Below are 23,879 nucleotides of genomic sequence, written 5' to 3'. Positions count from 1 at the left end.
ACTTGAGACTTCTACAACAGATTCATGCTGAAATTCGGGGCTGGTCCCGCAATATTCAATTGTTTTTTCTGGCAAGCATCTTGTATCAGATCGGAAATGGCATGTTCTCTGTCTTGTACAATCTGTACATTCAGGGTCTCGGCTACAATGATACAATGAACGGCCAGATTGTAAGTATTCAATCACTTGCGACAGCGATTATGTTTGTTCCCATCGGACTATGCGGCGATTTCTTCAGCCGTAAGCGGTTGCTGATTACCGGCGCCTTGTTCAGCGGAATATTTCTGATTGGCCGTTCCTTCGATTATTCTGCCAGCGGACTGATCTGGTTTGCTGTATTTTCAGGACTTTTCGCTGGCGTATTTCAGGTACTGGCCATTCCCTTCCTCGCTGAGAATGTGAAAAAAAGTCAACGACTGAAGATGTTCAGCTATTACTCCTGCCTCGTACTCGCTTCTCAGGTACTCGGCAGCTTGGGTGGTGGCATATTTGCAGACCTGCTTCATACGGCTGGCCTTGCCAAAGTCACTGGTTTGCAAACGGTATTGTTCGTAGGTGGGGCAGCTACACTGGTTGCGTTTATTCCGATGTTGTTTGTATCCGAGGATAAGAAGGCACCACAAGCGGATACTCCGGCGCAACCTGTCATTGAATCTGCAACATCTGCAACGGATGGCAAACAGGATGTCGTTCATTCCGCAGTACAAGGCAGCAAGAACGTTACTCTTAGCCAAAAGAAAGATTCCCGTTTGATCGGTCAATTTGTCATAACCCAATTATTAATCGGGTTTGGTTCTGGACTGGTTGTGCCTTATTTGAATCTGTATTTCACCAACCGTTTTTCGGTATCCTTAAGTGCTATGAGTCTGCTCATTTCATTGGGTCAGATCATGACCATTGTATCGATGCTGATTGGACCTACACTTGCGGCCAAGGTGGGAAGTGTTCGAGCTGTCGTCATCTTCCAGGTTATGTCACTGCCCTTCCTGCTGCTGACTGGCTTTACGAATCTACTGCTCATCGCTTCAGTGAGTTTCTTATTCAGACAAGCGCTGATGAATGCAGCTAATCCGATTCAATCCGCCATTCTGGTAGACAGAGTATCAGACAAACGCCGTGGAATCGCCAATTCACTGATGCAGACTGCCTTTATGATCGGATGGGCTACGATGGGACCCGTTCAATCCTACCTGGTAACCACTTATGGCACGTACTGGGGTTACGCGATCACGTTCAGCATTACAGGCAGTTTATACGTGATTTCATCGCTGATGTACTATATGATGTTTAAAGAACCGAAGCCATCTGCCCGTGTTCTCGCGGCGAACAGATAAATGATAACCATTCGGCAGGACAGTGGATGAATCAGCTCCCTGTCCTGCTTCGTAATGAGCCAATCCCCGTCCAAGGATCAAGCAGTGTTCTCCTCATTGCAGGTTCGCTTGGCTTGAGCTATATATTAATGAGGATGTTCTCTCTCTCGGCCGCTACGTCATTGTTGAGCATGGCACCTGGCGGAATGGATCAGATGAGCATCATGGCCCATGAAGTCAATGCCAACCTATCGGTGGTGTCCGGATATCAGTTGTTTCGCATCTTATTTATATTCTTTATCGTCTCTTCGCTCCTTAAGATGATTCTCATGCATATGTTGAGGAAAAAAGGGGCGAGCACCATTCTTCGGTCAAGTAAATAGGAAGTGGACACACCAAAGAGAGTATCCGACTGATTTCCAGACTGCGGATACTCTCTTTTATTTGTTTGCTCATTTTATGAATAAACCCGACTATACATCCAACTCACAATGCCCACAGTTACAGCGGCCGCCCCAATAATAAATGCATAATAGCCAAGTTTGCTTTTTGACTCTGAAGTCTGCTTGTCATAGAAGTCTGAGTTTCGCCTGTAGAATCCCATCCACAGTTCTCCAATCATATTCACAACGACCATTATAAACCGTTTGGCAAGTCCCATTCATCCCATACCCCTTTCTTTTCTCAAACCCCTTCCATATTAAGTATAATTATCCTTTTCCATCAAAACAACTCTGTCACGCTGAACTCGGGGCAGTTTCCTGCTCCAGCCAGCTCAATCGCTCAAACGCCTCCTGGTCCGTGCTGCCACACATCTCTTCCGAAGCCTGCAATCCGCTGCATACAGCGGGGCGCTCTTTCTGACCAAAGATTCCGCAGCGATTGTCCTCCGTCAGTTGTACACAGCGCACACCTGCGGGCTTGCCGTCAGCCATCCCGGGTATCGGCGATGAGATGGAAATCGCGATACAGCATGCGGCACAGCCTGTCCTGCATTCCATAATTATTGTCCTCCCTCCATATCTGACATTTAACGTGATCCACGATTCACCCACGTCCACGTTCGAGCCAAACCCTGTGCAATTCTCCGATTCATGGTTCCATTCGAGAAATATCCACCATGACTCAACGGATTCCAGCTCCCAATTACACCGCCAGAGTTAATTTCCACGTCTTCGTTGACCGCTGCCTCATAGGCCGGATCAATAGGTCGCAGTGGGTAACCCAGAATATCATCCCGATCATAAAAGTTAATCCATTCCCCTTCAAGCCCAGGAAAGTACTGCCCTGCCAACGGTGAAGGTACCTGAATCGGCCGGCTAAAATCATGATACCGTAAGCTCCATAATGGCAATGTCGTTCCAAAGGAATAAAAGCTCGTTAAGGTATCTCCCCGTTCCAAGGCGGAAGTAACATCCACGATGGAGGGCGTGCGACTAGACGGATATTGCAGATCATAGAAGAAATTACTTGCAATCACAGCTCCCAAACTATGTGCAATGATACAGAGTGGAGCTTCTGGCCCATTTCGTTGTGCAAGTGCGTGCATCGCCCGATTCAGCGTATAATGTACCGCATCATAATTATGCCCTTGATTTTCCACAGGTTGATACGCGACGGCATCAGCCAGATAATGTATAACAAATCGACGCAACACTTGATAGTTCAATCCCTGAGAGCTGACAAGCTGCTGAAACAGCGCCTCTTCCCGATCCTCAAATACGTCAGCCCAAAATACGGGCTCAATATCCAGCATCTGTTTGGCTGCTCCCGGCAACACCATAACCTGATCCAATTCCTTATGCAATCGCGAAATCAGTGTATCCGCATAATTTTCCTTTTGCATACCCAGACCATGAATGACCATTACCGCAACACGAGTCATGGCTCTCCTCCTCCGTCCATTGACTAGCCACTCTCTTTGAACCATATGAACTTCTCAACCTGAACATGCATAGTCCTAATAAACAAGCTTTCCGATCGTTGCAAACATGAGATTTTGCCACATGTATCCTAGATACAGTTTACCACGTAACCAATAAAAAAAACGAAATCCATAAAGAGTAAACCCATACAAATTGGTATGTGATCAGCTTGGTCTCGGTATCGAGATGAAAAAAGAAGCTGCGAATATCGCAGCTCCCCATTTGTTCGTGTACTTAACCTTTCAGATGTACCTTAAGCACACCGTTCTGATTGGATGTAACATCACCTGTAGTGACCTCCACCCGATCAACCATGTCCTGACCGTCCGGAATAATGATTGGCGTAATGAGCGGATATCCCGCAGCTTCAATCACTTTACGGTCGAATTCAAGCAACGTTTGCCCGGCTCTTACCTTCTCTCCAGTTTCAACATGCATGTTAAAACCTTCGCCTTTGAGCGATACCGTATTAATTCCGACATGAATCAGAATCTGCAAGCCACTCGCGTGCTCAAGAATGACAGCATGTTTGCTCTTGATGACATGGGCAACCTGAGCATCAAACGGGGCAACAACCTGATTGCCAGAAGGTTCAATGGCAACCCCTTCACCCATTTGTTTTTCCGCAAACGCCGGATCAGGTACTTGTTCAAGCGGAACAGCTATACCAGTTAATGGTGCCATGATTTCCAGTGTATTCACAGGCTCATCCGCCACCTGAGCAGCACTGCGTGTGCGTGGCTCTGCAACTGCATTTGTTGTAGTTGTGCTAGAAGCTGATTTCGCTGTAGGTGTTTGACCACCAGCTACAGTAGCTTGATCTGCGTTGCGGTCTTCTTTTCTCAACTTCGCTCTTCCGAAAATAACAGTCAATACGAACGGAACAACCAGTACAATCGCCATACCGATGAAGAATACTCCCCATTTGTTCGGGAAAATGGACAAGAATCCAGGTACGCCACCTACACCGATAGAGGTTGCCTGAACATTATTCATCGTAAGCAGTACACCGCCGATCGCAGAACCGACCATACCGAAGATAAACGGATAACGATAACGGATATTCACCCCGAAGATCGCCGGCTCGGTTACCCCGAGGAAGGCTGAAACGGATGAAGTTGCCGCAAGTCCTCTCATTTTCTTCTCACGAAGCACGAGCATCATAGCAAGTGCGGCAGAACCTTGCGCGATATTGGACAGTGCCAGCATCGGCCACAGGAACGTTCCGCCTTGGCTACCAATCAGCTGTACGTCTACCGCTAGGAACGTATGGTGCATTCCTGTAATAACGAGCAATGCGTATAGTCCACCGTAGATCAGACCACCAAGAGCCGCATATGAATCGTAAATATAGATCAAGCCGGATGTAATTCCATTCGCAATGGCAAATGTAACTGGACCAATGATTGTAAATGCCAGGAATCCCGTAATCAATAAAGTGACAGGTGCAACTACAAGCAGTTTGATCGAATCATGCACCCTTTTGTTCAGGAAAATCTCCAGCTTGGCAAGCAGATAGGCGGATACCAATACCGGCAGAACCTGCCCCTGATAACCGATCTTCTCAATATGCCAGCCGAACAGATTCCACGTAGGCACGGTGCCTTCGTTGACTGCATTGGCGTAGCCATAAGCACTCAGCAGATCGGGATGTACCAGGATCAGACCAAGTACAATCCCGAGCAACGGACTGCCGCCGAACCTTGTTACAGCGGACCAACCAATTAACGCAGGCAGGAAGGTAAAGGCTGTGCTCGCAATGGTGTTAATAATAGATGCGAGATCCTTCCATGCCGGATATACATCCACCAGTGATTTTCCATCAAAGAATATGCCTGGTCCTGTCAGAATGTTATTAATACCGAGCAAGAGACCGGCCGTGATGATGGCTGGCAGGATCGGGATGAAAATGTCCGATAGCGTTTTGATCGCACGCTGAATCGGGTTTTGCTTTTTACCCGCAACAGCCTTCACGTCATCCTTGGAAGCGCGTTCGCCCCCGGTAATCTGAATCATTTCATCATACACTTTATCCACAAGCCCAGGTCCGATGACCACCTGGAATTGTCCTTGTGAGGAGAACTGGCCTTTGACCAGATCGTTCTGTTCCAGACTTTCCGTATCTACTTTACTTTCGTCGTATAGGGCGAACCGGAGGCGTGTGACACAATGCGTTGCAGCTTCAATATTATCTTTGCCGCCGACCGCGCGAACGATCTCCTCAACCTGTTTTTTATCAATTGCCATATTGTCACTTCCCATTTATATAATGTGAATTAGTCCTGTTGCGGTACAAGCCACATATAGGATGAATACGGGCTCAGGGAGATTTCTTGCTCAAGTGCAGGCGATACTTCCGTATTGCCAATCAGCAGCTCTGCGGATTTACCCGCAATGTGGTCATTCCAGACGGCTTCAGAGAAAGCAAATTTTACGTCCCGCTTGCTGAAGTTGGATACCACAAGCAGCGTCTCGCTTCCATTGGTCCGCGCATATGCGAATACGTCTGGGTGTGCATCGTCCAAACGTTCATACAGACCGTCGGTCAGCACACCAACCTGTTTGCGCAGAGCAATCAGCTTGCGATAATGATAATAGATCGAATTCGGGTCAGCCATCTGCTGGGCCACATGAATCGACGGATATCGTTCGTCCACTTTGATCCACGGTGTACCCGTTGTAAATCCGGCATTGTCGCTTCCATCCCATTGCATCGGTGTCCGGGAATTGTCCCGGGAACGCTCTTTCACAATTTGGAATGCCTCCTCAGCGGATTTGCCCCGTTCTTCCTGAAGCAGTCGGTACATATTGGTTGATTCAATATCACGGAACTCGCTAACGTCATTCCAGACCGGATTCGGCATCCCGATCTCTTCACCTTGGTATACGTAAGGTGTTCCCTGCATGCCATGTATTGTCGTAGCGAGCATTTTGGCACTCTCAGCACGATAATTTACATCATCAGCGAAACGAGACAACGCCCGCGGTTGATCATGGTTGTTCAAGAACAACGCATTCCATCCCCCACCTGCCTGCATACCTGTCTGCCACTCACTAAATAACTGTTTCATCGCTTCAAAATCGTAAGGCATCAGTTCCCACTTCTGTCCATTCGGATAATCCACTTTCAGATGGTGGAAGTTAAACGTCATGGAGAATTCCCGGGAAGCAGGGTTTGAATATTTGATGCAATGCTCCAGCGTAGTGGAGGACATCTCCCCAACCGTTACCATATTGTGTGGTCCAAACACCTCTTCATACATCTCTGTAATGTACTCATGCACACGTGGTCCATCGGTGTAGAACTTACGTCCGTCGCCTGGGGAAACGCTACCATCATCGTCGGGGAAACGCTGGTCCTTGGAGATCAGATTGATGACGTCCATACGGAAACCATCTACACCCTTCTCCGCCCAGAACTTGATCATGTCCCGTACTGCCTTGCGTACTTGCTCGTTCTCCCAATTCAAATCAGCCTGTGTTTTGTCAAACAACGTCAGGAAATATTGTCCTGTCTGCTCATCATACTGCCAAGCAGGTCCGCCGAACTTGGATTGCCAGTTATTCGGCACACCGCCGTCCGGAGCAGGGTCTTTCCAAATATAATAATCGCGATATGGGCTATCCTTGGAAGAACGTGATTGCTGGAACCACTCATGATCCGTAGAAGAGTGATTCACCACGATATCAATCATCAGCTTCATGTCACGTGCCTTCAGACCTTTAAGCAGTTCGTCAAAATCTTCCATCGTACCAAAATCAGGATTAATCCGATAATAGTCCGCTACGTCATAACCGTTATCATGCTGTGGAGAGACATATACGGGCTGCAGCCACACGATATCAATACCGAGATGTTGCAAGTAATCCAGCTTTTCGGTCAATCCCCGAATGTCTCCGGTGCCCGATCCAGTTGTATCGTTGAAACTCTTGGGATATACCTGATACACCGTGGAAGTCTTCCACCACGATGATGAAGTTGTGTTGGTTGAACTCATGTTAACGCCTCCAATAAATTGTATTGCTTATGTGGTTCTCTTGGCCTAACTCCATTTATATATTACATAACTAAACATGTATATACAAGTTGAAACTTCAATATGCTATCTTTTTCCTCTTCTACACATTCCCCATTAATGATTCCTCTGTAACAATTATTTTGCTGCATGCGTTCGAGAACTCCATGATATCTGTATCTGAAACGAAAAAACCGTCTATTATCCCATGATTTCATGCGGGTAAACAGACGGTTCATATTCAAAGATATGATGTGTTAAAAATTCATACGGATCTCGTTTAATTCCTGTTTCTTACAGTATGTCCGTTGAAACCATTCCTTTTCCCTGTTCCCTTTTGTTCAACTTCACCGAGGACAAGGATGCTTGTTCTTCTCTCTCCAGCTCTTCTGCACTAATCTCCCCGGAAAGCACCGCCCGCATACGTTTTTGGTCCAACAGCCCTTCCCATTTCGCCACGACAAATGCCGCAACACAGTTGCCCATCAAATTCGTGAATACTCTCATGGTATCCATGAAGCGGTCTGCACCTAGCAGTAAGGCAACAGCCGCTACTGGGAATGCATTCAGGGCTGCAGCTGTAGCAGACAGAGCAAGGAATGCGGAGCCAGGTACACCCGCCATACCTTTGGAGCTAAGCATTAACACCAGTAAAATCGTAATCTCTTGTCCCAGTGTCAGATCAATGCCAACCGCCTGAGCCAGAAAAACGGTTGCCAGCGACAGGTAGATCGAGGCTCCGTCCAGATTGAATGAGTACCCTGTTGGAACCACAAGGCCGACGACAGCACGATCACAGCCTGCTTTGGTCAGCTTGTCCATCATGCGAGGCATAACGACTTCCGAGGAACCTGTGCCAATCGCCAGCATCACTTCGGAACGTGTATATTTTACAAATTGCAGAAAGTTCAGTCCTGTAATCCACCAGGCAGCCAGCGCAAGCATCACCAGAAACAGTAACGCTGCTCCGTAACAGGCAATAATCAGCAAACCAAAAGAGGACAGCGTGGATGCTCCATATGCTCCAACAGTGTATGCCATGGCGCCGAATGCTCCGATTGGTGCCAGTTTCATAATGTATCCAATAATGCGGAACAAGATACCCAATACATTTTCAATCAACGTCAGCACATTCTCCTTCGCCTTACTTTCCGTTGCTGCCAAGGCTACCCCAAACAAACAGGCAACGAGCAGCACTTGTAACAATGCATTTTGTGCAAAAGCATCTACAACACTTGTTGGAATAATATTCATAATAAAGTCGACCACATGCGGCAGTTCAGAGCCATTGGTTTTGGCTTCGATGCCACTTGCATCAAGGGTCGAGGGGTCCACATTCATGCTTGCACCCGGACGAAGCAGATTGGCTGTGCCAAGTCCAAGGACGAGGGCAACCGTCGTTGCGATTTCAAACCACAGAATGGCTTTGAATCCAATGCGTCCAACCGATTTCAGATCACCGATTTTAGCAATGCCTGTCACGATAACCATAAAGATTAATGGAGCAATGATCATTTTGATCAACTTGATAAAACCTGTTCCGAGCGGCTGCAGCAGACTACCCAGATCAGGCCACAGAATGCCTACACCAATCCCGATGATAACCGCTACAATAATTTGAAAAAACAATGATTTCACGAATGACATGAACGCTCCCCCTGTTTTTAGGTCAATTCGGATTTCCATTTGGTTTCCGTGTAATTTTTTATAACATTTGAGCATGAACTTCAACAATGGAATTTCACGGTTTTTGTCATTCAGACCAACTATGGAGTACTAAATTGAACTTGAAACCGAAAAAGACGAATATCACGTCAGTTATCTTGACGTGATATTCGTCTTTAGCTTTGTATACCTTTTATGACTGAACAGTGATTAAAAGAGCATTACAGGGTAAGGGATTGCCCCGGTGCCAGCACACGGCCTTCCAGACCTTTGGAAGCAAGCTGCTCCACAAACTTCTCGGCATCCTGACGAATCACCGGGAACGTATCATAATGCACTGGAATTGTCAGCTTGGCATTGAACCATTCAGCGGCCTGCAGAGCATCTTCCGGTCCCATGGTGAAATGTCCACCAATAGGCAATAGTGCTACGTCGATATCATGGCGGTCACCAATCATTTTCATATCACCGAACAGACTAGTATCTCCGGCATGCAAAATGGTTTTGCCACCAATGTTAATAATATATCCTGCAGGCAATCCTGCGTACATGATCCGTTGTTCCTCTTCCAGTACGATACCGGACGTATGGAAAGCCTGAATCATTTTGGCTTGCGCAAAGCCAAGATCCACCGTTCCACCCATGTTCATGCCAAGGGTGTCCAGGCCTTTCCATGACATATATGTAGCCAGTTCCACAATCGCAACCACCTTAGCATTGTTAGCCTTGGCGATGGGTTCAGCATCCAAAATGTGATCCATATGTGCATGTGTCAGTAAAACGGCATCGGTCTTGATGTCTTCCGGTTTGGTGACAGCAAGTTCATTGCCACGCAGGAAAGGATCAATGATCAACGACTTCTCTTCTGTGCCCAGTTGTACACTGGAGTGTCCGTGGTAAGTAATATTCAACAACTTGGTATCCTCCTGACATATGCGTTCGTTTGGTTTGATTTTCAACCCATATTATAATTCAAAACTCTTCGCCAAAGCAAAATGATGTCTCATCTCTGCATTCGATAAACCCGTGCTTCATATGGCTGAAGAAGTATCGCACCCTTATCGGTGGAATATCGTCTGCTGACATTGCTAATGACCGTCTTGGCATTTTCATCGTTCCAACCCTCAGGCCATTGCATCTCAGGCTCATGTTCACGGAAATTCAGAATAACAAGCATCTGCTCATCATCCAGCGTCCGGGTATAGGCATAAATATCGGGATCATTGGGCAAAAGCAGCTCGTATTCCCCATAGATAAGTACTTTATGTTGTTTGCGAAGAGCGATTAGTTTACGGTAATAATGCAAAATGGACTGGGGATCACGTTCGGCATCCTCCACATTAATCTCAGGATAATTCGCATTCACCTGAATCCATGGCTCACCATCGGTAAATCCGGCATGTTTCGTATCATCCCACTGCATCGGTGTACGGGCATTATCACGACTCTTGCGCCAGATCGCTTGCATGACTTCATGTTTCGCTCGCCCTTGTCCAATATGCTGCCGATAATAATTCATCGTTTCAATATCCCGATAATCCTCAATATTAGGGAAAGCAACATTGGTCATGCCGATTTCTTCCCCTTGATAAATGTAAGGCGTACCCTCAAGGGTGAGCATCCAAGTAGCCAGCATCTGGGCAGAGCGCACCCTGTACTTTCCATCATCACCGAAACGGGATACCGGACGCGGCTGGTCATGATTGCCCATATAATTGGCATTCCAGCCTCTGCCATGCAGCACGGTTTGCCAGCGGCTCATAATTTCTTTCAGCTCGGGCAGCTTCCACTCTCGATAGTTCCATTTGCCGATTCCAGATGATTGAGCGTCCACAAACATATGCTCAAACTGGAACACCATATTGAGCTCATTCCGATCTGTCCCAACATAGGCCAGCGCCTGTTCCGGTCCAAGCCCGGAAGTCTCTCCAACAGTCATTGGACCATACGGCTTCAGGATCATGTCGTTAAGTTTATTCAGGATCGAATGCACCTGCTCGAGGTTGGAAAAAAGCTGGTACGCAGGAACGACCGGCAGATTATCCGGATTATGTGCGCTGGGTAACCCCTCCGCCTTGCCGATATGCGCCACCGCATCGAAACGGAAACCATCCACACCCTTTTGCAACCACCAATGCACCATCTCATACATCTCTTCTGCCATCTGTGGATTGTTCCAATTCAGGTCAGGCTGGTGTTCTGTATAGAGATGCAAATAATATTCATTCGTCTCCGGATCAAGCTTCCACACAGAACCCCCAAAGTAGGACTCCCAGTTGTTTGGAACTTGACCATTTTTGCCTGAACGCCAAATATAATAGTCCCGTTTCGGGTTCACTTTCGATGAACGTGACTCGGCAAACCACGCATGTTCATCCGACGTATGATTCAGCACCAGATCCATCATGATCTTGAGACCGCGTTTGTGCGCCTCAGCCAGCAAACGGTCAAAATCCTCCATCGTGCCATACTTACGTAAAATGGAGTAATAATCACGGATATCGTATCCATTATCATGACCAGGTGAATCGTAAATAGGACAGATCCAAATCACATCCACGCCCAGATCAGTCAAATAATCGAGCTTGTCATATATCCCCTGCAAGTCACCCTGACCGTCCCCATCTGAATCTTTGAAGCTGTTGGGATAGATCTGGTACACCACACTCTCTTTCCACCAAACGATATAGACCACCTCGCTTTCATCACTCTTTACTATATAACCCGTTAGTATGTTTTATCCGAAATGTCCCTCTTATAAACAGAAAAGATCCATGAACACAAAAAGACCCAATCATTAACTGCTATTCGCAGATCATTTTCGAGTCCTTCTCTGTGAGAAGAGGAATAAGACAAACCCTATGTATCCAATCCAGGCACCCACTGTATTCAAAATAATGTCATCGACATCAAACGAACCAACACGGGTAATCAATTGCGTAATCTCAACAGCTAACAAAAGCAAGACGACAATACCTGTAAATGGTAAAAACTTTCGGCACCTGCGGAATAACCAGGGAATCCATATCCCAAGCGGGATGAACAAAACAATGTTCCCGAACAGATTCTTCATCCAAGCTTCCGTATGGTATCTGTTCTTTTCGAAAAGTAGGGGCTTGATTGTCTCTAATGGTACCAGATTATATTGATAATTCACGCCAGGCGTTCTCCCGCTCACAAAAAGCAAGTTACCCATAATCAACATATATAACAATGCCATACATGCGACGATTGTGAGCATCCACCTGGAGTGGAGCCACGAACGTTCGTTCATTGTCTGAATTCCTCCAACCTTTTTTCCCGCGGAGCGGTATGGTCTATTTTAAAGGGATATAGATCTTCATGTCCAGCTGTCCAGGCGTGGAGTTCCATACATCCACCGTGAACCCGGGATATAAACCGCCAGGAATTTCAATGGGAAAATAGCTAGGCTTCAGTACTTTTTTTGTCATTTTCCATGCTGTTCATCAAGAGAGGAAATATAATATGTTTTTTTACTAGAGCAAGCTCTTCAACTGTCTGCCCATCCTTTATACTACATCGTTACCTAAACAGAACCTAAACTACAGCATTGAAAATTTAGCTGGTTTTTATCCATTTCGTTAGCTTCTATTTAACTTGGGCAATTAGAATTGTAAATGAGGCAGCATTGAAAATATGTTCCTCGTAACCGTAGCTTCCGTTGGATTTCTGGATCATTCGAAGAATTAACACAGAGAAAATAAAATTTACGAGAAGGAGGACGCATGATCCTAACCATAAAAGCGCTCGTTGAAGGTAGGGGGGATGAACGGCTGGACGTTCGCAACCTTTGTATTAAACTCCGCAATATTGTCGCCACTGTTTCCAAAGACTTAGCGGGACTATATCTTGACTCAATCGAAGTTAAAATCTTAAAAAAACAAGAGCAAATGAAAAAATATTAATGTATAGTGGGAGTGTTTATCATGTCAATTAATAGGGACAAGCTGCAAGAAACTTTGGACCCTGCCCTTCGGGTTCGTCCCCGCGTAGGATGGGCAGTTCTCACATACTTCCTCTACAGCGCAGTTTTCTACGCGATCTTTTTGCTCAACGGCATCGACTACACGCGAGTGGGTGAGAGTGAGCGGACCCTTCTTCTCTGGTATATAGCACCGCTGTCCAGCGGTGCGGTGCTGACCATCACAATGGTCACGATCTACGGATGGTGGCGTCCTAGCCTGGTTGAAAGGCGGCGTCTTTCTCGATGGACAATGACTCTTCCGATCATCATGATGGTCATCGCGATCGTGAACATGCTGACCGGCGATTTCAGCCGGGTCACCCCCCTCATGTGGCTGTATCTCATTTTCGGCAGTATCATGGTTGGCTTCAATGAGGAGATGATCAACCGAGGTCAGTTAATTGTTGCACTGCGCAGCCGATTCGGCGAAACCGGGGTCTGGCTGCTCTCAACAGCGATGTTCGCAGTCTTCCACCTGCCGAACATGTTCTGGGGTATCGGAGCGGGTGCCTTGTTCCAGGTAGTGATCGCTTTTGGCCTTGGTTCGATCTTCTATCTTGCTCGGCGGTCTACCGGATCACTCGTGGCCTCCATTTTCCTGCACGGGTTCTGGGACTTGAGCGTCTTCTCAGCGAATGGCGCATCGGCACTACCCATCGCTGGTTTACTAGCTCCGTTGTTGGTGATCGCTGCAGTGATCACGGTTCCGATCATCCTTCGTCGTGAAAAGCGGCGCGATAACGCACAAAGTGTGTCACGACCAGTCGGCTGATTCATACAAAAATCCCCTTGTGCAACCAGGAGTGATCTCTGATGAAGGTATATGAACCCAACAGAGATCAACCTAATGTACAAGGGGATTTCATTGTTAAATACTACTTATTTAACCTTTCCAGTGTCCGGACACCGGATGAATGCCCCAGATATCAGTCGCATACTCACTGATGGTGCGATCACTGGAGAAAATGCCGGAATGAGCCGTATTCAGCACTGCCTTGCGTGTCCAGCCCGATACATCGCGGTACGCCGAATCAATGGCAGCATGCGCATCGGCATAGGCAGCAAAGTCACGTAACACAAAGTACTCGTCACCATGGGCCAGCAAGGAATCATAGATATCCCAGAATTCACCATCACGCTCACAGAACACTCCCGGGTGTACCAGCTGCTCCACGACCTCACGAATTCGCTCATCTTGCTGTACAATCTCATTCGGCCGATAACTGCCGGATCGGTAATATTCAAGAACTTCGTCTGCACTCAGACCAAAGATAAACATATTGTCTTGACCGACCTGCTCTGCCATCTCGACATTTGCGCCGTCCATGGTACCAATGGTTAACGCTCCGTTCATCATAAACTTCATGTTCCCCGTACCGGAGGCTTCCTTACCTGCGGTTGAAATCTGTTCGCTGACATCCGCGGCAGGAATGATTTTCTCGGCAAGAGAGACCGAGTAGTTTTCCAGGAAAAATACCTGTAGACGATCTTTCACAGCAGCATCACGATTGACCGTATCTGCCACCGTGTTAATCAACTTGATAATTTTCTTGGCAAAATAATAACTCGGCGCTGCCTTAGCTCCAAAAATAAATGTACGTGGCACGATATCAAACGAAGCATCGCTCTTGAGACGGTTATACAAATGCATAACATGCAGAATGTTCAGCAGCTGCCGTTTGTATCCATGCAGCCTTTTCACCTGTACGTCAAAGATGGAATCCGGATTGACCGCCTTTCCGGTATGATCCAGGATGTACGCGGCCAGTCGCTCCTTATTATTACGTTTAATGGAATGGAACTGCTGCTGGAATGAAGCATCGTCTGCAACGCCTACCAGCTCATTCAGTCTGCCCGGCTCCCTAATCCACTCACTTCCAATCGTATCTGTGATCAGATTCGACAGCTTCGGATTGGCATGCATCAGCCAGCGGCGATGGGTAATGCCATTGGTTTTGTTATTGAAGCGCTCGGGATATAGAGCATAGAACGGAGCCATCTCCCGTTCCTTCAATATTTCGGTATGCAATGCCGCGACACCGTTGACGCTATGACTGCCCACAATCGCCAGATGAGCCATTCGCACCTGATCATTCGCAACAATCGCGATATGCTGAATACGATCTTGGTCTCCGGGATAACGTTCGAGCAGCATCCCGCAGAAACGTTTGTTAATCTCTTCAATAATCATGTAGATGCGCGGCAGCAGCTTGCTGATCATGGCTACAGGCCACTTTTCAAGCGCCTCACTTAGCGTTGTATGGTTGGTATACGATACGGTGCGGGTCGTAATATCCCACGCTTCATCCCATCCATAGCCTTTGACATCAATCAGAATGCGCATCAGTTCGGGAATCACGAGTGTTGGATGCGTATCGTTGATATGGAACGCCACTTTATCCGGCAATCGATCATACGAAAGCTCCAGCTTATTAAATGTACGCAAAGCACTCTGTACGCCTGCCGAGCACATGAAATATTGCTGTTTCAGACGGAGCAGCTTGCCCTCGTATTGGGAATCATCCGGGTACAAGAACTCCGAGATCGATTCTACCGAACGGCTGTAATCCAGATATCCGTAATAGTTCGAAGGGGTATCGAGTGAAGTCTCCCGCTTGGGCTCCGCACTCCACAATCGCAAGGTGTTTACATGGGGCTGGCCATAACCAATCACAGGCACATCATATGGTACAGCTACCACTGATTCGGCATCCTTCGTGACAAATTGATAATGCCCATCCTGTTCATAAGCCTCCACACGGCCCCAGAACTGCACTTCCACCTTTTTGTCCGGACGACGCACTTCCCATTCATTGCCCTTCTCAAGCCAATTATCGGGTAATTCCACCTGATTGCCGTTAATAATTTTTTGCTCAAACAAGCCATATTTATATCGGATTCCGCATCCATGTCCTGCATAGCCAAGGGAAGCCAGTGAATCCAGAAAACAGGCCGCGAGTCTTCCCAGACCTCCGTTGCCGAGCCCTGCGTCCGCTTCCTGTTCTTCCACTTCTTCCAAAGAGAAACCCAATTCAGCCAGACTGTCACGAACGAGTTCCAATTCATTCACATTTAACAGGTTGTTGCCGAGCAGACGTCCAATCAGGAATTCCAGCGAGAAGTAATAGACCTGTTTATCCTGGCGCTGCTTAAACCCCTGATTCGACGCCGCCCAATCTTGACCCGCATATTCGCGGATCATGCTTCCAAGTACGTGATAGACATCCTCCTGCGTTGCTTCTGCTAGTGGTTTGCCCAATTTGCTGACCAGATTGCGTCTAAAAATACTCTTGAACGTTTCCTTGTTGTCAAACAAAAGAAGGTTCCTCCCGGTGAAATCCTGTAGGGTGGTGGCGGTTCATACACTCAAGTGCTCAATGTTCTACAAAGTGGCCGTTACGGGTACGAATCGTTCTTTCGATCGCTGTTATCCCTGTATTTTCTTGATTCTATTATTCAGATGTGAAAATACAGTGATAAAGGCGAACGCTACGCTTCTTCAGAATCGATTTCGTTCCCTCCACTACGTTTGCACGTTGGCAAGCACAATCGAAGTTGCATTTCAACTTTCGCTCATGAACCTTAAATCCATCCTACAGGATTTTTATTTTATATATATTTATAGATGATATCGGTTAAGTGTTGATATTAGATAATAGTACTCTTCGCCAGAATATAAGGGTTCGACGGGTCGCCGATCAGCGTCTGGCCGCCGCTTAGCTTCACATCTTTGTCGAGAATGACGTTCTCCAGAACGGCGCCTTCTCCGATGTAGCATTTTTGCATAATAATGGAGCCTTTAATTTTGGCACCTTTCGCCACATGCACCCCACGGAACAGGATGCTGTCCTCCACTTCCCCACCCACAATACAGCCGTTCGCGAGCAAGGAATGTTTGACCTCAGCAGAGTCCAGGTATTTGGCAGGTGCCTCGTATTTAATCTTGGTTTGAACAGGCTGTTCCTTGAACAGCTGCTCATACAATCCGCTATTCAACAATTCCAGACTGTTGCGGTAATAGCTATCAATCGAATTGATCACGGCATGATAGCCATCATAGGCATATGCAGCAATGTTCAAGCCATCCGGATTTTTCTGAATCACATCACGGAAGAAATGGCTTTCGCCATGAGCGATGCAGCGCTGCACCTGGCGCAGGAACAGTTCTTTTTCCATAATGAAAATTTCTGTATATATATTCGGGTGATCGGCGCTTTGGTGAATGTCCACCACATTACCGTTCCCGTCATCTTCAACTTTGACACAGGCGTCATGTTCAGGCAGCAGTTTATCCACTTTTTTGCAGACCAGCGTTACATCCGCGCCCTTGCTTATATGGTACCTGTACACATCCTGCAGATCTGCTTTGGTTACGTGCCGACTACCTGCATGGACAACATATTGCCCTGAACCCCGGCGGAAAAAATCGAGATTATTGTGAAAATGCTGCAAATCCCCTTGTGACGTATCGGTCGGATCGTTCCAGTCCGGTGGCAAAATAAACATGCCGCCATGCTTGCGATCCAAATCCCACGGCTTACCGTCTCCCAGATGATCCATGAGTGAACGGTACTTGCGACGCACAAATACACCGATACTCTCAATGCCAGCATTCATCATATTGGATAATACAAAATCAATCAGACGGTAACGCCCGGCATAAGGCACCGCGGCTCCGCAGCGAAAGTACGTCAATTCCTTCAATTCCTCAAGCTCATGGTCAAGGTTAATAACTCCGATCAATGGTTTCATCGCATGCACCGTCCTTTGGGGTTTAGATTAGGCTTTACTTGTCATTCCCTCGAGAAGCTGACGTTCCAATTCTTCCTGATCGACCAGCAATATATCACTCTCATCCTCAGGGGCGGGTGACAGATGTAATCCATCCGGGATCACCAATCCTTCGGCGATAATAGCTTTGTGAATGCGTACATTTTGACCGATCTTCACTTTTGGCATGATCACTGAATCGGTTACGGAACTGTTCTCTCCCACCTCAATACCGTAGAACAACACCGAGTGTTTAACCTCACCATGTACCACACTACCTTCACTGATGATGCAATTCCGTACCTTCGCCGATGGTGAAATATATTGCGCAGGCTGATTCGGATTACGAGTATAGATACGCCAGTCCGGGTCGTTCAGATTAAACGGCGTTTCCTCATCCAGCAGGTCCATATTGGATTCCCACAGACTGTGGATTGTACCGACGTCCTTCCAATACCCTTCAAATGGATAAGCGTATAGTGATTTTTCATTTTCAAGCAGCAAGGGAATGATATCTTTGCCAAAATCATAGGAGGTGGATGCCTGCTGTTCGTCCTGGATCAGGAAGCGTTTCAGTACATCCCACTTGAAGAGATAGATACCCATGGAAGCAAGCGTGCTCTTGGGTTCAGGAGGTTTTTCTTCGAATTCATAGATGCGATAATCATCGTGGGTGTTGAGCAACCCGAACCGGCTGGCTTCTTCCAACGGAACGTCAATGACCGATATGGTGCAATCTGCATCCTTTTCTTTATGGTATTGAAGCATTTTCTCGTAATCCATTTTATAGATATGATCCCCTGACAAGATGAGCACATGCTCAGGATCAAATTGTTCGATAAAATTCAGGTTACGGTAGATGGCATCCGCCGTACCACGGTACCAGTTACTGCCGTCTTCACGTTCATGAGGAGGAAGTACATATACCCCGCCATTTTTGCGGTCCAGATCCCAATCACTGCCAATGCCGATATAGGAGTGCAGCACCAGGGGTTCGTATTGGGTTAATACACCGACTGTGTCGATGCCAGAATTGGAGCAATTACTTAGAGGAAAATCAATGATGCGGTAGGTTCCGCCAAAATAAACAGCAGGCTTGGCCAGTGATTTGGTCAATCCCTTTAATCTTTTGCCTTGCCCTCCAGCGAGCAGCATCGCTACAACTTCTTTTTTTGCCATCATTACAGCCTCCTCCATGTGCATTCGTTCTAAATCATTTCAGAGCCCATAATCCGATATGCTGTTGTGTGGACACTTTTGTCATGATTAGTAGCATGCTGTACAGACTATGTTGCTCGGAAATTCCAGCCAAACGTTATTCTTTGTAATGTCTGAAAGTAGATGATACATGCAGAATTGCCTGTACTTGTTGTGTAGAGGTGATAGGTGGATGTAAAAATCAAGGTGTACCCCGTGTAAAATGCAATACACTACTCCTATATAACATTAAACACGAAACGGGCTGAGGAATCTTGCTGGAAAACTTCGACAAAAGTTAGGGTGAGATTACCCTTTCTCGTGCCGCTGTTATTCATATTGTATTCGATAAAAGGGAATCAAACTCCTTTTGGAAAATTAATGGTAAAAATCCATGGTTCATGGATCTATATACCTAGAAAATTGTACAAAAAGGGCGTTTGTATCAGAAATTATAATGATTTTTGTAAATTTTTAGAGGAATACATAGAAATGTGTCGAATAATAGAGATGGTATAAAAGTAGTACTTAGAATTGCAATAAGTAGTCTATCGAAAAGTTACATACTAATAACTATAAATTATTTGGAGGTTATTGATTTTGCGAGCAAACGATCTTAGTTCACTATATGAGTTTCAAGAAAAGACTATTAAAAAAATTGAAGATATCATACAAAATAAGTTCAAAATTAAACTAAAGGGAAAGCCACAAAGTGGAAAAACAACAATAATAAATCACTTTGAACTTGAAGGATATAAAAAGTGCATTGTTTCTGGGAGTATTGAAAAAAAATCCGAGGAACTGGGAGCATTCAAGGACTCGCCGTTATACACAATAAATAATAGAATTATTACTCCTCTTGGCTCTGTTATGGAGATAGTAGCATCTATATTCCAAGTAGAGGGAGTATATAATGGGGTAAAGGATTTTATAAATAATTATGTTGCATCGGACTATTCCCAATTATTAACACAGATTAATAAGAATAAACGATTATTAATTATCGATAACATTAGTTTAATGGACAACACATCCATTTTTTTTATCAATGATATTGTGAATCATTGCGAAAATTACCCCAATTTAAAAATCATTATAGTTGAAGATGAAACTGATGAAGGTTTTATAACGTTTGAGAAAGAGACTGACTATGTTCAAGTTTGTAATATTACGAAGAAAGACTACCAAACACTGGGAATAGAAAGAAATCAGCTGTATGAGGATATCCCTCTTTCAACGCTAATGGAATATGCCCAGAGTCAAAAAGAACAATCGATTAAAGAATATATATATAACGATTATATGCACAAAGTAAAACAAATAAATAATGAAAAAGAAAAGAAGGCAGTAATCAGCACACTATTATTTTACCGCTCAATTTCTCATGAAAAATGGTGTGATTATCAGAATATTAACAATTTTCTTTGGCACAATGGTATTTTTGAGACAAGTGAACATATACGAGAATTGTTGAATATTGGATTAATGGAGTTTTCTAACGATAATAAATTTATTAGTTTACATGAAAAATATTACCCGTTACTCGTCAAGCATTTCTCTAATGGTAACGCCGAGAACAGGTCTTATATTTATTTGGACTATTTAGAGAAAAATGCTCCTTTTTTATATTATGAAAAGTATCAACACTATAATTTTATCGGTAATAACGAATTATCAGTAAAAAATGCTGTACTGGCTTATTCTCAACTTATGAGAGAGGAAGGCGCTTCGCGAATCACTGATGAACTATTGAAATTTATAGGACAAAATGAGAGTTTACAATTAACATTAAAAGACTTGTATACAAGCTACTGTTCTAACAAATATAGTGTCGCTTTTCACCGTGCAGATTCATTCTTAGAAAAAATGCAAGGGAATTATTATGGTTATTCTATTGAAATAATAGGTGAAATTAGTTATGTGAGAGCGCTGTCGTTACTGAGATCTATAAACAGAAAAACTTCAAATACTCGGCACATTGAAAACGAGGATCTCCTTTTTATTAAACGAATATTAGATGCTTTGGGAGATATCAATATTGATCTCTCATCACGTCTTAAAGAGACTCTTATGTTATTAAGTAATGATAATATGGAAAGTAATGCAGAAAACATAAATGAGTCTCAAGTCTTCGATATCTTATATAAAATATATCAAACACAAATATTCGTTACTCCTCCAAAGTATGTGAGTTTTTGGCAGATACGCCAAGCTGTTCTTCTATCTAAAATAAACCTTTTGAAAGCAGACCATGTTACGAACAATTCTTCAGTGCTACAGCGTTCCTTTCAACTTTTAAAGCAGTACAAAGATAAGTATCATAAATATTATCTAAAACTAGCTTGCAATTATGCGGGAAGTCTCTTCATGCAAGGAGATTATAAAATGGCTTCACACATAACCGAAGAGGCTATATCTTTTATCGAACAAAAGGGAATAATGAAGAATTTATGGGGAGTCGTCTACCAGTTAAATTGTGTTATTAAAACTATTTTGAATAAAGGTGACAAAGATGCATTTGATTCATACAACCAACTGATATGGGAAGATGAAGTGGCTAGAAGTAACCTGCATGAAGAATTTATTTGTATCTCAAATTACGCATTATTGCTACTATCACTTGATGATCCTTATAAAACCCAAGATGCTACACAATATCTAGAAGAAACCTTAAAATATACTAATGAGTTCACAGATTCATACGATCTATTTCTAATAACAACAAATTTAGGTGTTGCAAAATACTTAAGTGGCGATACAGAACAAGCTATAACTATTGAAAAACGATGTGATCAAATATTAGCAAGAGGTATTGCATACTTTGATAATGCTTTACTGAACAAAAGACATGAGGCTCTTTTATATTATTATCAAAATAATAAAAGTAAGAGCCATGTTCTCAAAATTCTGAATGATAAAAATGATTATACTTCTAATTACTTTAGGCTTGGGCTTTTCTCTAACATTGAGTATTGGGCTGACTGATTAATTAACTTTATACCAATTAAAGCTTTGTATAATGCGTATGGGTCATTTGGGTACAGTTCACGGAATACTGTGTAACATGAACTATGACTGGAAATTAAGGGTAAAGCAGCAATATCAAAAAGCCACGGCTCGCCTTTCTCATCAACAATAAAATCAACTCTACACAGGCCATCAGCCTGTAAAGCTGACATTAGTTTTTTCACTGATGTTTGGAGCTTATTTATTTGCTTCGCATCTTTAATTAGTTCGAATCCATATTTGTTGCTGTCTACTTCTTCCACGGATAAAAAGCTTTTGTCTTTTTTTATCTCTACTGGCAGTAACGGAACGGGACGCATGTTTTTTATAATTACCGGTACTTCGATTTCGGTTCCCGTTATAAACTCCTGTATTAGTATCGGTTGCTGGAATTCATAATAAAGATTTATCACAACTTCTTTAAGATTTTTTCTATCTTTAACTAGATTCACGCCTTTAGCGGAACATTCATATGAAGGTTTAACTATATAATTATTATTTTTCATACTTTCAAAGATTTCGAAATTTTGATTTGTATATACAAAAGTTTGGGGAACATTCACATAGTTTTTAGCTATATCATAGTAATGCATTTTATTTTGTAATAAAGCTAATGTATAACCATCGCAAGTTAAGTTATGTATATTGTGAAGACTTGAAAAATTCGGTATAAAAGACCGTCTATTAATATCAATTCCTATTTGTGCCGTTGAATAAAGTAATATTTTATGGGAATTAGATGTAGGTAGGTTATTTAAAATAATATCTCCTACGAAGGTTGACGGATTATTATAAAAAGTATAATTTTCAGATGAATTCTCAAATCCCTTATTAATTTCTAAAGCTTCAATTTCTTCCAAGTATCCAGAATTAGCTTTAGTATATGATTTATTTCCATTGATAAAAACTACGGTATATTTTCCATTATAAGATTCAGAAAATGAAATTAAATCGTTTAGCTCTTCGTACAATCGTGAATGACTTTCCATATTGAAACCTCCAAATAATTTATAGTTATTAGGAGGTTATATTCTACACTTTTAAGTTATTTCTTGGGTTGAACCTCGACAGCACATCCTTCTTCCGCTCAACAGACACCTCTGTATAAATTTGAGTTGTACTAACGTTCGTATGCCCAAGAATCTCCTGTACTGAACGCAAATCAGCACCATTGTTGAGAAGATGCGTTGCGAAACTGTGCCTGAGATAGTGCGGTGTTGATTTTTTACTGACTTTAGATAAGTCCCTGTATTTCGAGTAAATATCTTCTATGGAATAAATCGAAAGGCGATCGCCATATTTGTTAATAAACAGCGCATTGGAATTGGGATCGAAATGCTCACGTTGATGCAACCAGGCTTTAATCTTGAGGATCACCTCATTACTGGAAATATACAATAAACGCTCTTTACGACCTTTCCCAAAGATCAATACCGTTTTTTCCTCCAGATCTATATGTTCAATATCGATACCCACTAATTCGCCGATACGAATTCCGATCACGTAAAGCAACTCGATAATAGCATCATTGCGCAGGTTAATTCGTTTCCTAAACTCTGTACGTAATTGCTTCATATCTTCTTGTGGAGCGTTTAACAACCTTTCAACCTCATTCACAGAGAGAGTCTTCGGAATACGTTTTGCTGTTTTGAAATTTCTTCCGAAACCAAAAATAGGGGATTCAGCAATATCCCCTTCCTGTACCAAATAATTAAAAAATGCTTTAAAGCATATGTACTTTCTTTTAATTGTAGAGTCTTTAAGCGTTTGCTCACTTGTTAATTGTTCTAGATACTTTCTTAAATTATCTCTGTTTACATCATATATTTGATTGTCATTAAACCAATCAACGAGTCTGTTGAGGTCAGACAGATAAGCTTTTATCGATTTTCGGGACAGGTTTCGTTCTACACTTAAATAGATTTCATATTGCTTGATGTATGTATTCAAATCATGATTGCCGAGTTTCATAGTGCCTCCTGATGTAGATATAATATGTCGC

Annotated in this window: 19 protein-coding genes; 5 read left to right on the top strand and 14 right to left on the bottom strand. The window is 44.0% G+C overall.

Features of this window, described 5'->3' with window-relative positions:
* The first annotated feature begins 2 nt into the window (after nt 1–2).
* Nucleotides 3–1,334, top strand: coding sequence for an MFS transporter (locus BUA17_RS03050; protein ID WP_063563396.1), 1,332 nt, complete (start codon nt 3–5; stop codon nt 1,332–1,334).
* A gap of 26 nt (nt 1,335–1,360) precedes the next feature.
* The gene (locus BUA17_RS03045; RefSeq protein ID WP_072732563.1) at nt 1,361–1,696 is read left to right on the top strand and encodes an AbrB family transcriptional regulator; all 336 of its coding nucleotides are present in this window, start codon (nt 1,361–1,363) and stop codon (nt 1,694–1,696) included.
* 74 nt (nt 1,697–1,770) lie between these two features.
* On the opposite strand, the gene BUA17_RS03040 is transcribed toward BUA17_RS03045, so the two are convergent.
* The 9 genes from BUA17_RS03040 to BUA17_RS03000 all read right to left on the bottom strand — a co-directional run bounded on the left by BUA17_RS03040 (nt 1,771) and on the right by BUA17_RS03000 (nt 12,193).
* The gene (locus tag BUA17_RS03040; RefSeq protein WP_063563394.1) at nt 1,771–1,974 is read right to left on the bottom strand and encodes a hypothetical protein; all 204 of its coding nucleotides are present in this window, start codon (nt 1,972–1,974) and stop codon (nt 1,771–1,773) included.
* A gap of 76 nt (nt 1,975–2,050) precedes the next feature.
* Nucleotides 2,051–2,314: a YkgJ family cysteine cluster protein gene (locus tag BUA17_RS03035; protein WP_024631858.1), complete on the bottom strand. Its 264-nt coding sequence runs from the start codon at nt 2,312–2,314 to the stop codon at nt 2,051–2,053.
* 29 nt (nt 2,315–2,343) lie between these two features.
* Entirely contained in the window at nt 2,344–3,198 is an 855-nt protein-coding gene (locus tag BUA17_RS03030) for a chemotaxis protein (RefSeq protein WP_072732562.1), read from the bottom strand.
* Between the two features lie 274 nt (nt 3,199–3,472).
* Nucleotides 3,473–5,485 carry a PTS system trehalose-specific EIIBC component gene (treP, locus tag BUA17_RS03025; RefSeq protein ID WP_072732561.1) on the bottom strand — a complete coding sequence of 671 codons (2,013 nt, stop codon included), beginning with the start codon at nt 5,483–5,485 and terminating at the stop codon, nt 3,473–3,475.
* 29 nt (nt 5,486–5,514) lie between these two features.
* The gene (gene treC, locus BUA17_RS03020) at nt 5,515–7,236 is read right to left on the bottom strand and encodes an alpha,alpha-phosphotrehalase (RefSeq protein ID WP_072732560.1); all 1,722 of its coding nucleotides are present in this window, start codon (nt 7,234–7,236) and stop codon (nt 5,515–5,517) included.
* 312 nt (nt 7,237–7,548) lie between these two features.
* Nucleotides 7,549–8,901, bottom strand: coding sequence for a C4-dicarboxylate transporter DctA (gene dctA, locus BUA17_RS03015; RefSeq protein WP_072732559.1), 1,353 nt, complete (start codon nt 8,899–8,901; stop codon nt 7,549–7,551).
* A gap of 239 nt (nt 8,902–9,140) precedes the next feature.
* Entirely contained in the window at nt 9,141–9,833 is a 693-nt protein-coding gene (locus BUA17_RS03010) for a metal-dependent hydrolase (RefSeq protein WP_063563389.1), read from the bottom strand.
* A gap of 89 nt (nt 9,834–9,922) precedes the next feature.
* Entirely contained in the window at nt 9,923–11,614 is a 1,692-nt protein-coding gene (locus BUA17_RS03005) for a glycoside hydrolase family 13 protein (RefSeq protein WP_072732558.1), read from the bottom strand.
* A gap of 120 nt (nt 11,615–11,734) precedes the next feature.
* Complete coding sequence (locus BUA17_RS03000) at nt 11,735–12,193, bottom strand: VanZ family protein (protein WP_083584559.1); 459 nt, start codon at nt 12,191–12,193, stop codon at nt 11,735–11,737.
* Nucleotides 12,194–12,665: 472 nt separating this feature from the next.
* Here BUA17_RS03000 and BUA17_RS02995 point away from each other — a divergent pair, with 472 nt between their 5' ends.
* Together BUA17_RS02995 and BUA17_RS02990 are read left to right on the top strand one after the other, a co-directional pair.
* Nucleotides 12,666–12,845 (top strand): hypothetical protein, encoded by a 180-nt coding sequence (locus BUA17_RS02995; protein ID WP_072732557.1) that lies wholly within the window; start codon nt 12,666–12,668, stop codon nt 12,843–12,845.
* 21 nt (nt 12,846–12,866) lie between these two features.
* The gene (locus tag BUA17_RS02990) at nt 12,867–13,676 is read left to right on the top strand and encodes a CPBP family intramembrane glutamic endopeptidase (RefSeq protein ID WP_072732556.1); all 810 of its coding nucleotides are present in this window, start codon (nt 12,867–12,869) and stop codon (nt 13,674–13,676) included.
* A gap of 111 nt (nt 13,677–13,787) precedes the next feature.
* On the opposite strand, the gene BUA17_RS02985 is transcribed toward BUA17_RS02990, so the two are convergent.
* The 3 genes from BUA17_RS02985 to BUA17_RS02975 all read right to left on the bottom strand — a co-directional run bounded on the left by BUA17_RS02985 (nt 13,788) and on the right by BUA17_RS02975 (nt 18,853).
* Nucleotides 13,788–16,220 carry a glycogen/starch/alpha-glucan phosphorylase gene (locus BUA17_RS02985; RefSeq protein ID WP_072732555.1) on the bottom strand — a complete coding sequence of 811 codons (2,433 nt, stop codon included), beginning with the start codon at nt 16,218–16,220 and terminating at the stop codon, nt 13,788–13,790.
* Between the two features lie 332 nt (nt 16,221–16,552).
* Nucleotides 16,553–17,656 carry a glucose-1-phosphate adenylyltransferase subunit GlgD gene (glgD, locus tag BUA17_RS02980; protein ID WP_063563384.1) on the bottom strand — a complete coding sequence of 368 codons (1,104 nt, stop codon included), beginning with the start codon at nt 17,654–17,656 and terminating at the stop codon, nt 16,553–16,555.
* Between the two features lie 27 nt (nt 17,657–17,683).
* The gene (locus tag BUA17_RS02975) at nt 17,684–18,853 is read right to left on the bottom strand and encodes a glucose-1-phosphate adenylyltransferase (protein WP_063563383.1); all 1,170 of its coding nucleotides are present in this window, start codon (nt 18,851–18,853) and stop codon (nt 17,684–17,686) included.
* Between the two features lie 618 nt (nt 18,854–19,471).
* Here BUA17_RS02975 and BUA17_RS02970 point away from each other — a divergent pair.
* On the top strand, nt 19,472–21,856 hold the full coding sequence (locus BUA17_RS02970) for a hypothetical protein (RefSeq protein ID WP_072732554.1): 2,385 nt from the start codon (nt 19,472–19,474) through the stop codon (nt 21,854–21,856).
* Here BUA17_RS02970 and BUA17_RS02965 read toward each other — a convergent pair.
* Entirely contained in the window at nt 21,808–22,866 is a 1,059-nt protein-coding gene (locus BUA17_RS02965; RefSeq protein ID WP_072732553.1) for an ATP-grasp domain-containing protein, read from the bottom strand. The two genes, BUA17_RS02970 and BUA17_RS02965, sit on opposite strands and share 49 nt — an antisense overlap.
* 43 nt (nt 22,867–22,909) lie before the next feature.
* Entirely contained in the window at nt 22,910–23,848 is a 939-nt protein-coding gene (locus BUA17_RS02960; RefSeq protein ID WP_072732552.1) for a tyrosine-type recombinase/integrase, read from the bottom strand.
* Nucleotides 23,849–23,879: the final 31 nt, after the last annotated feature.

It is taken from the genome of Paenibacillus sp. ov031, assembly GCF_900143165.1.
Taxonomy (GTDB): domain Bacteria; phylum Bacillota; class Bacilli; order Paenibacillales; family Paenibacillaceae; genus Paenibacillus; species Paenibacillus marchantiae.
The sequence above is the reverse complement of the archived record's forward strand: the minus strand, read 5'-3'. Positions and strand labels throughout refer to the sequence as shown.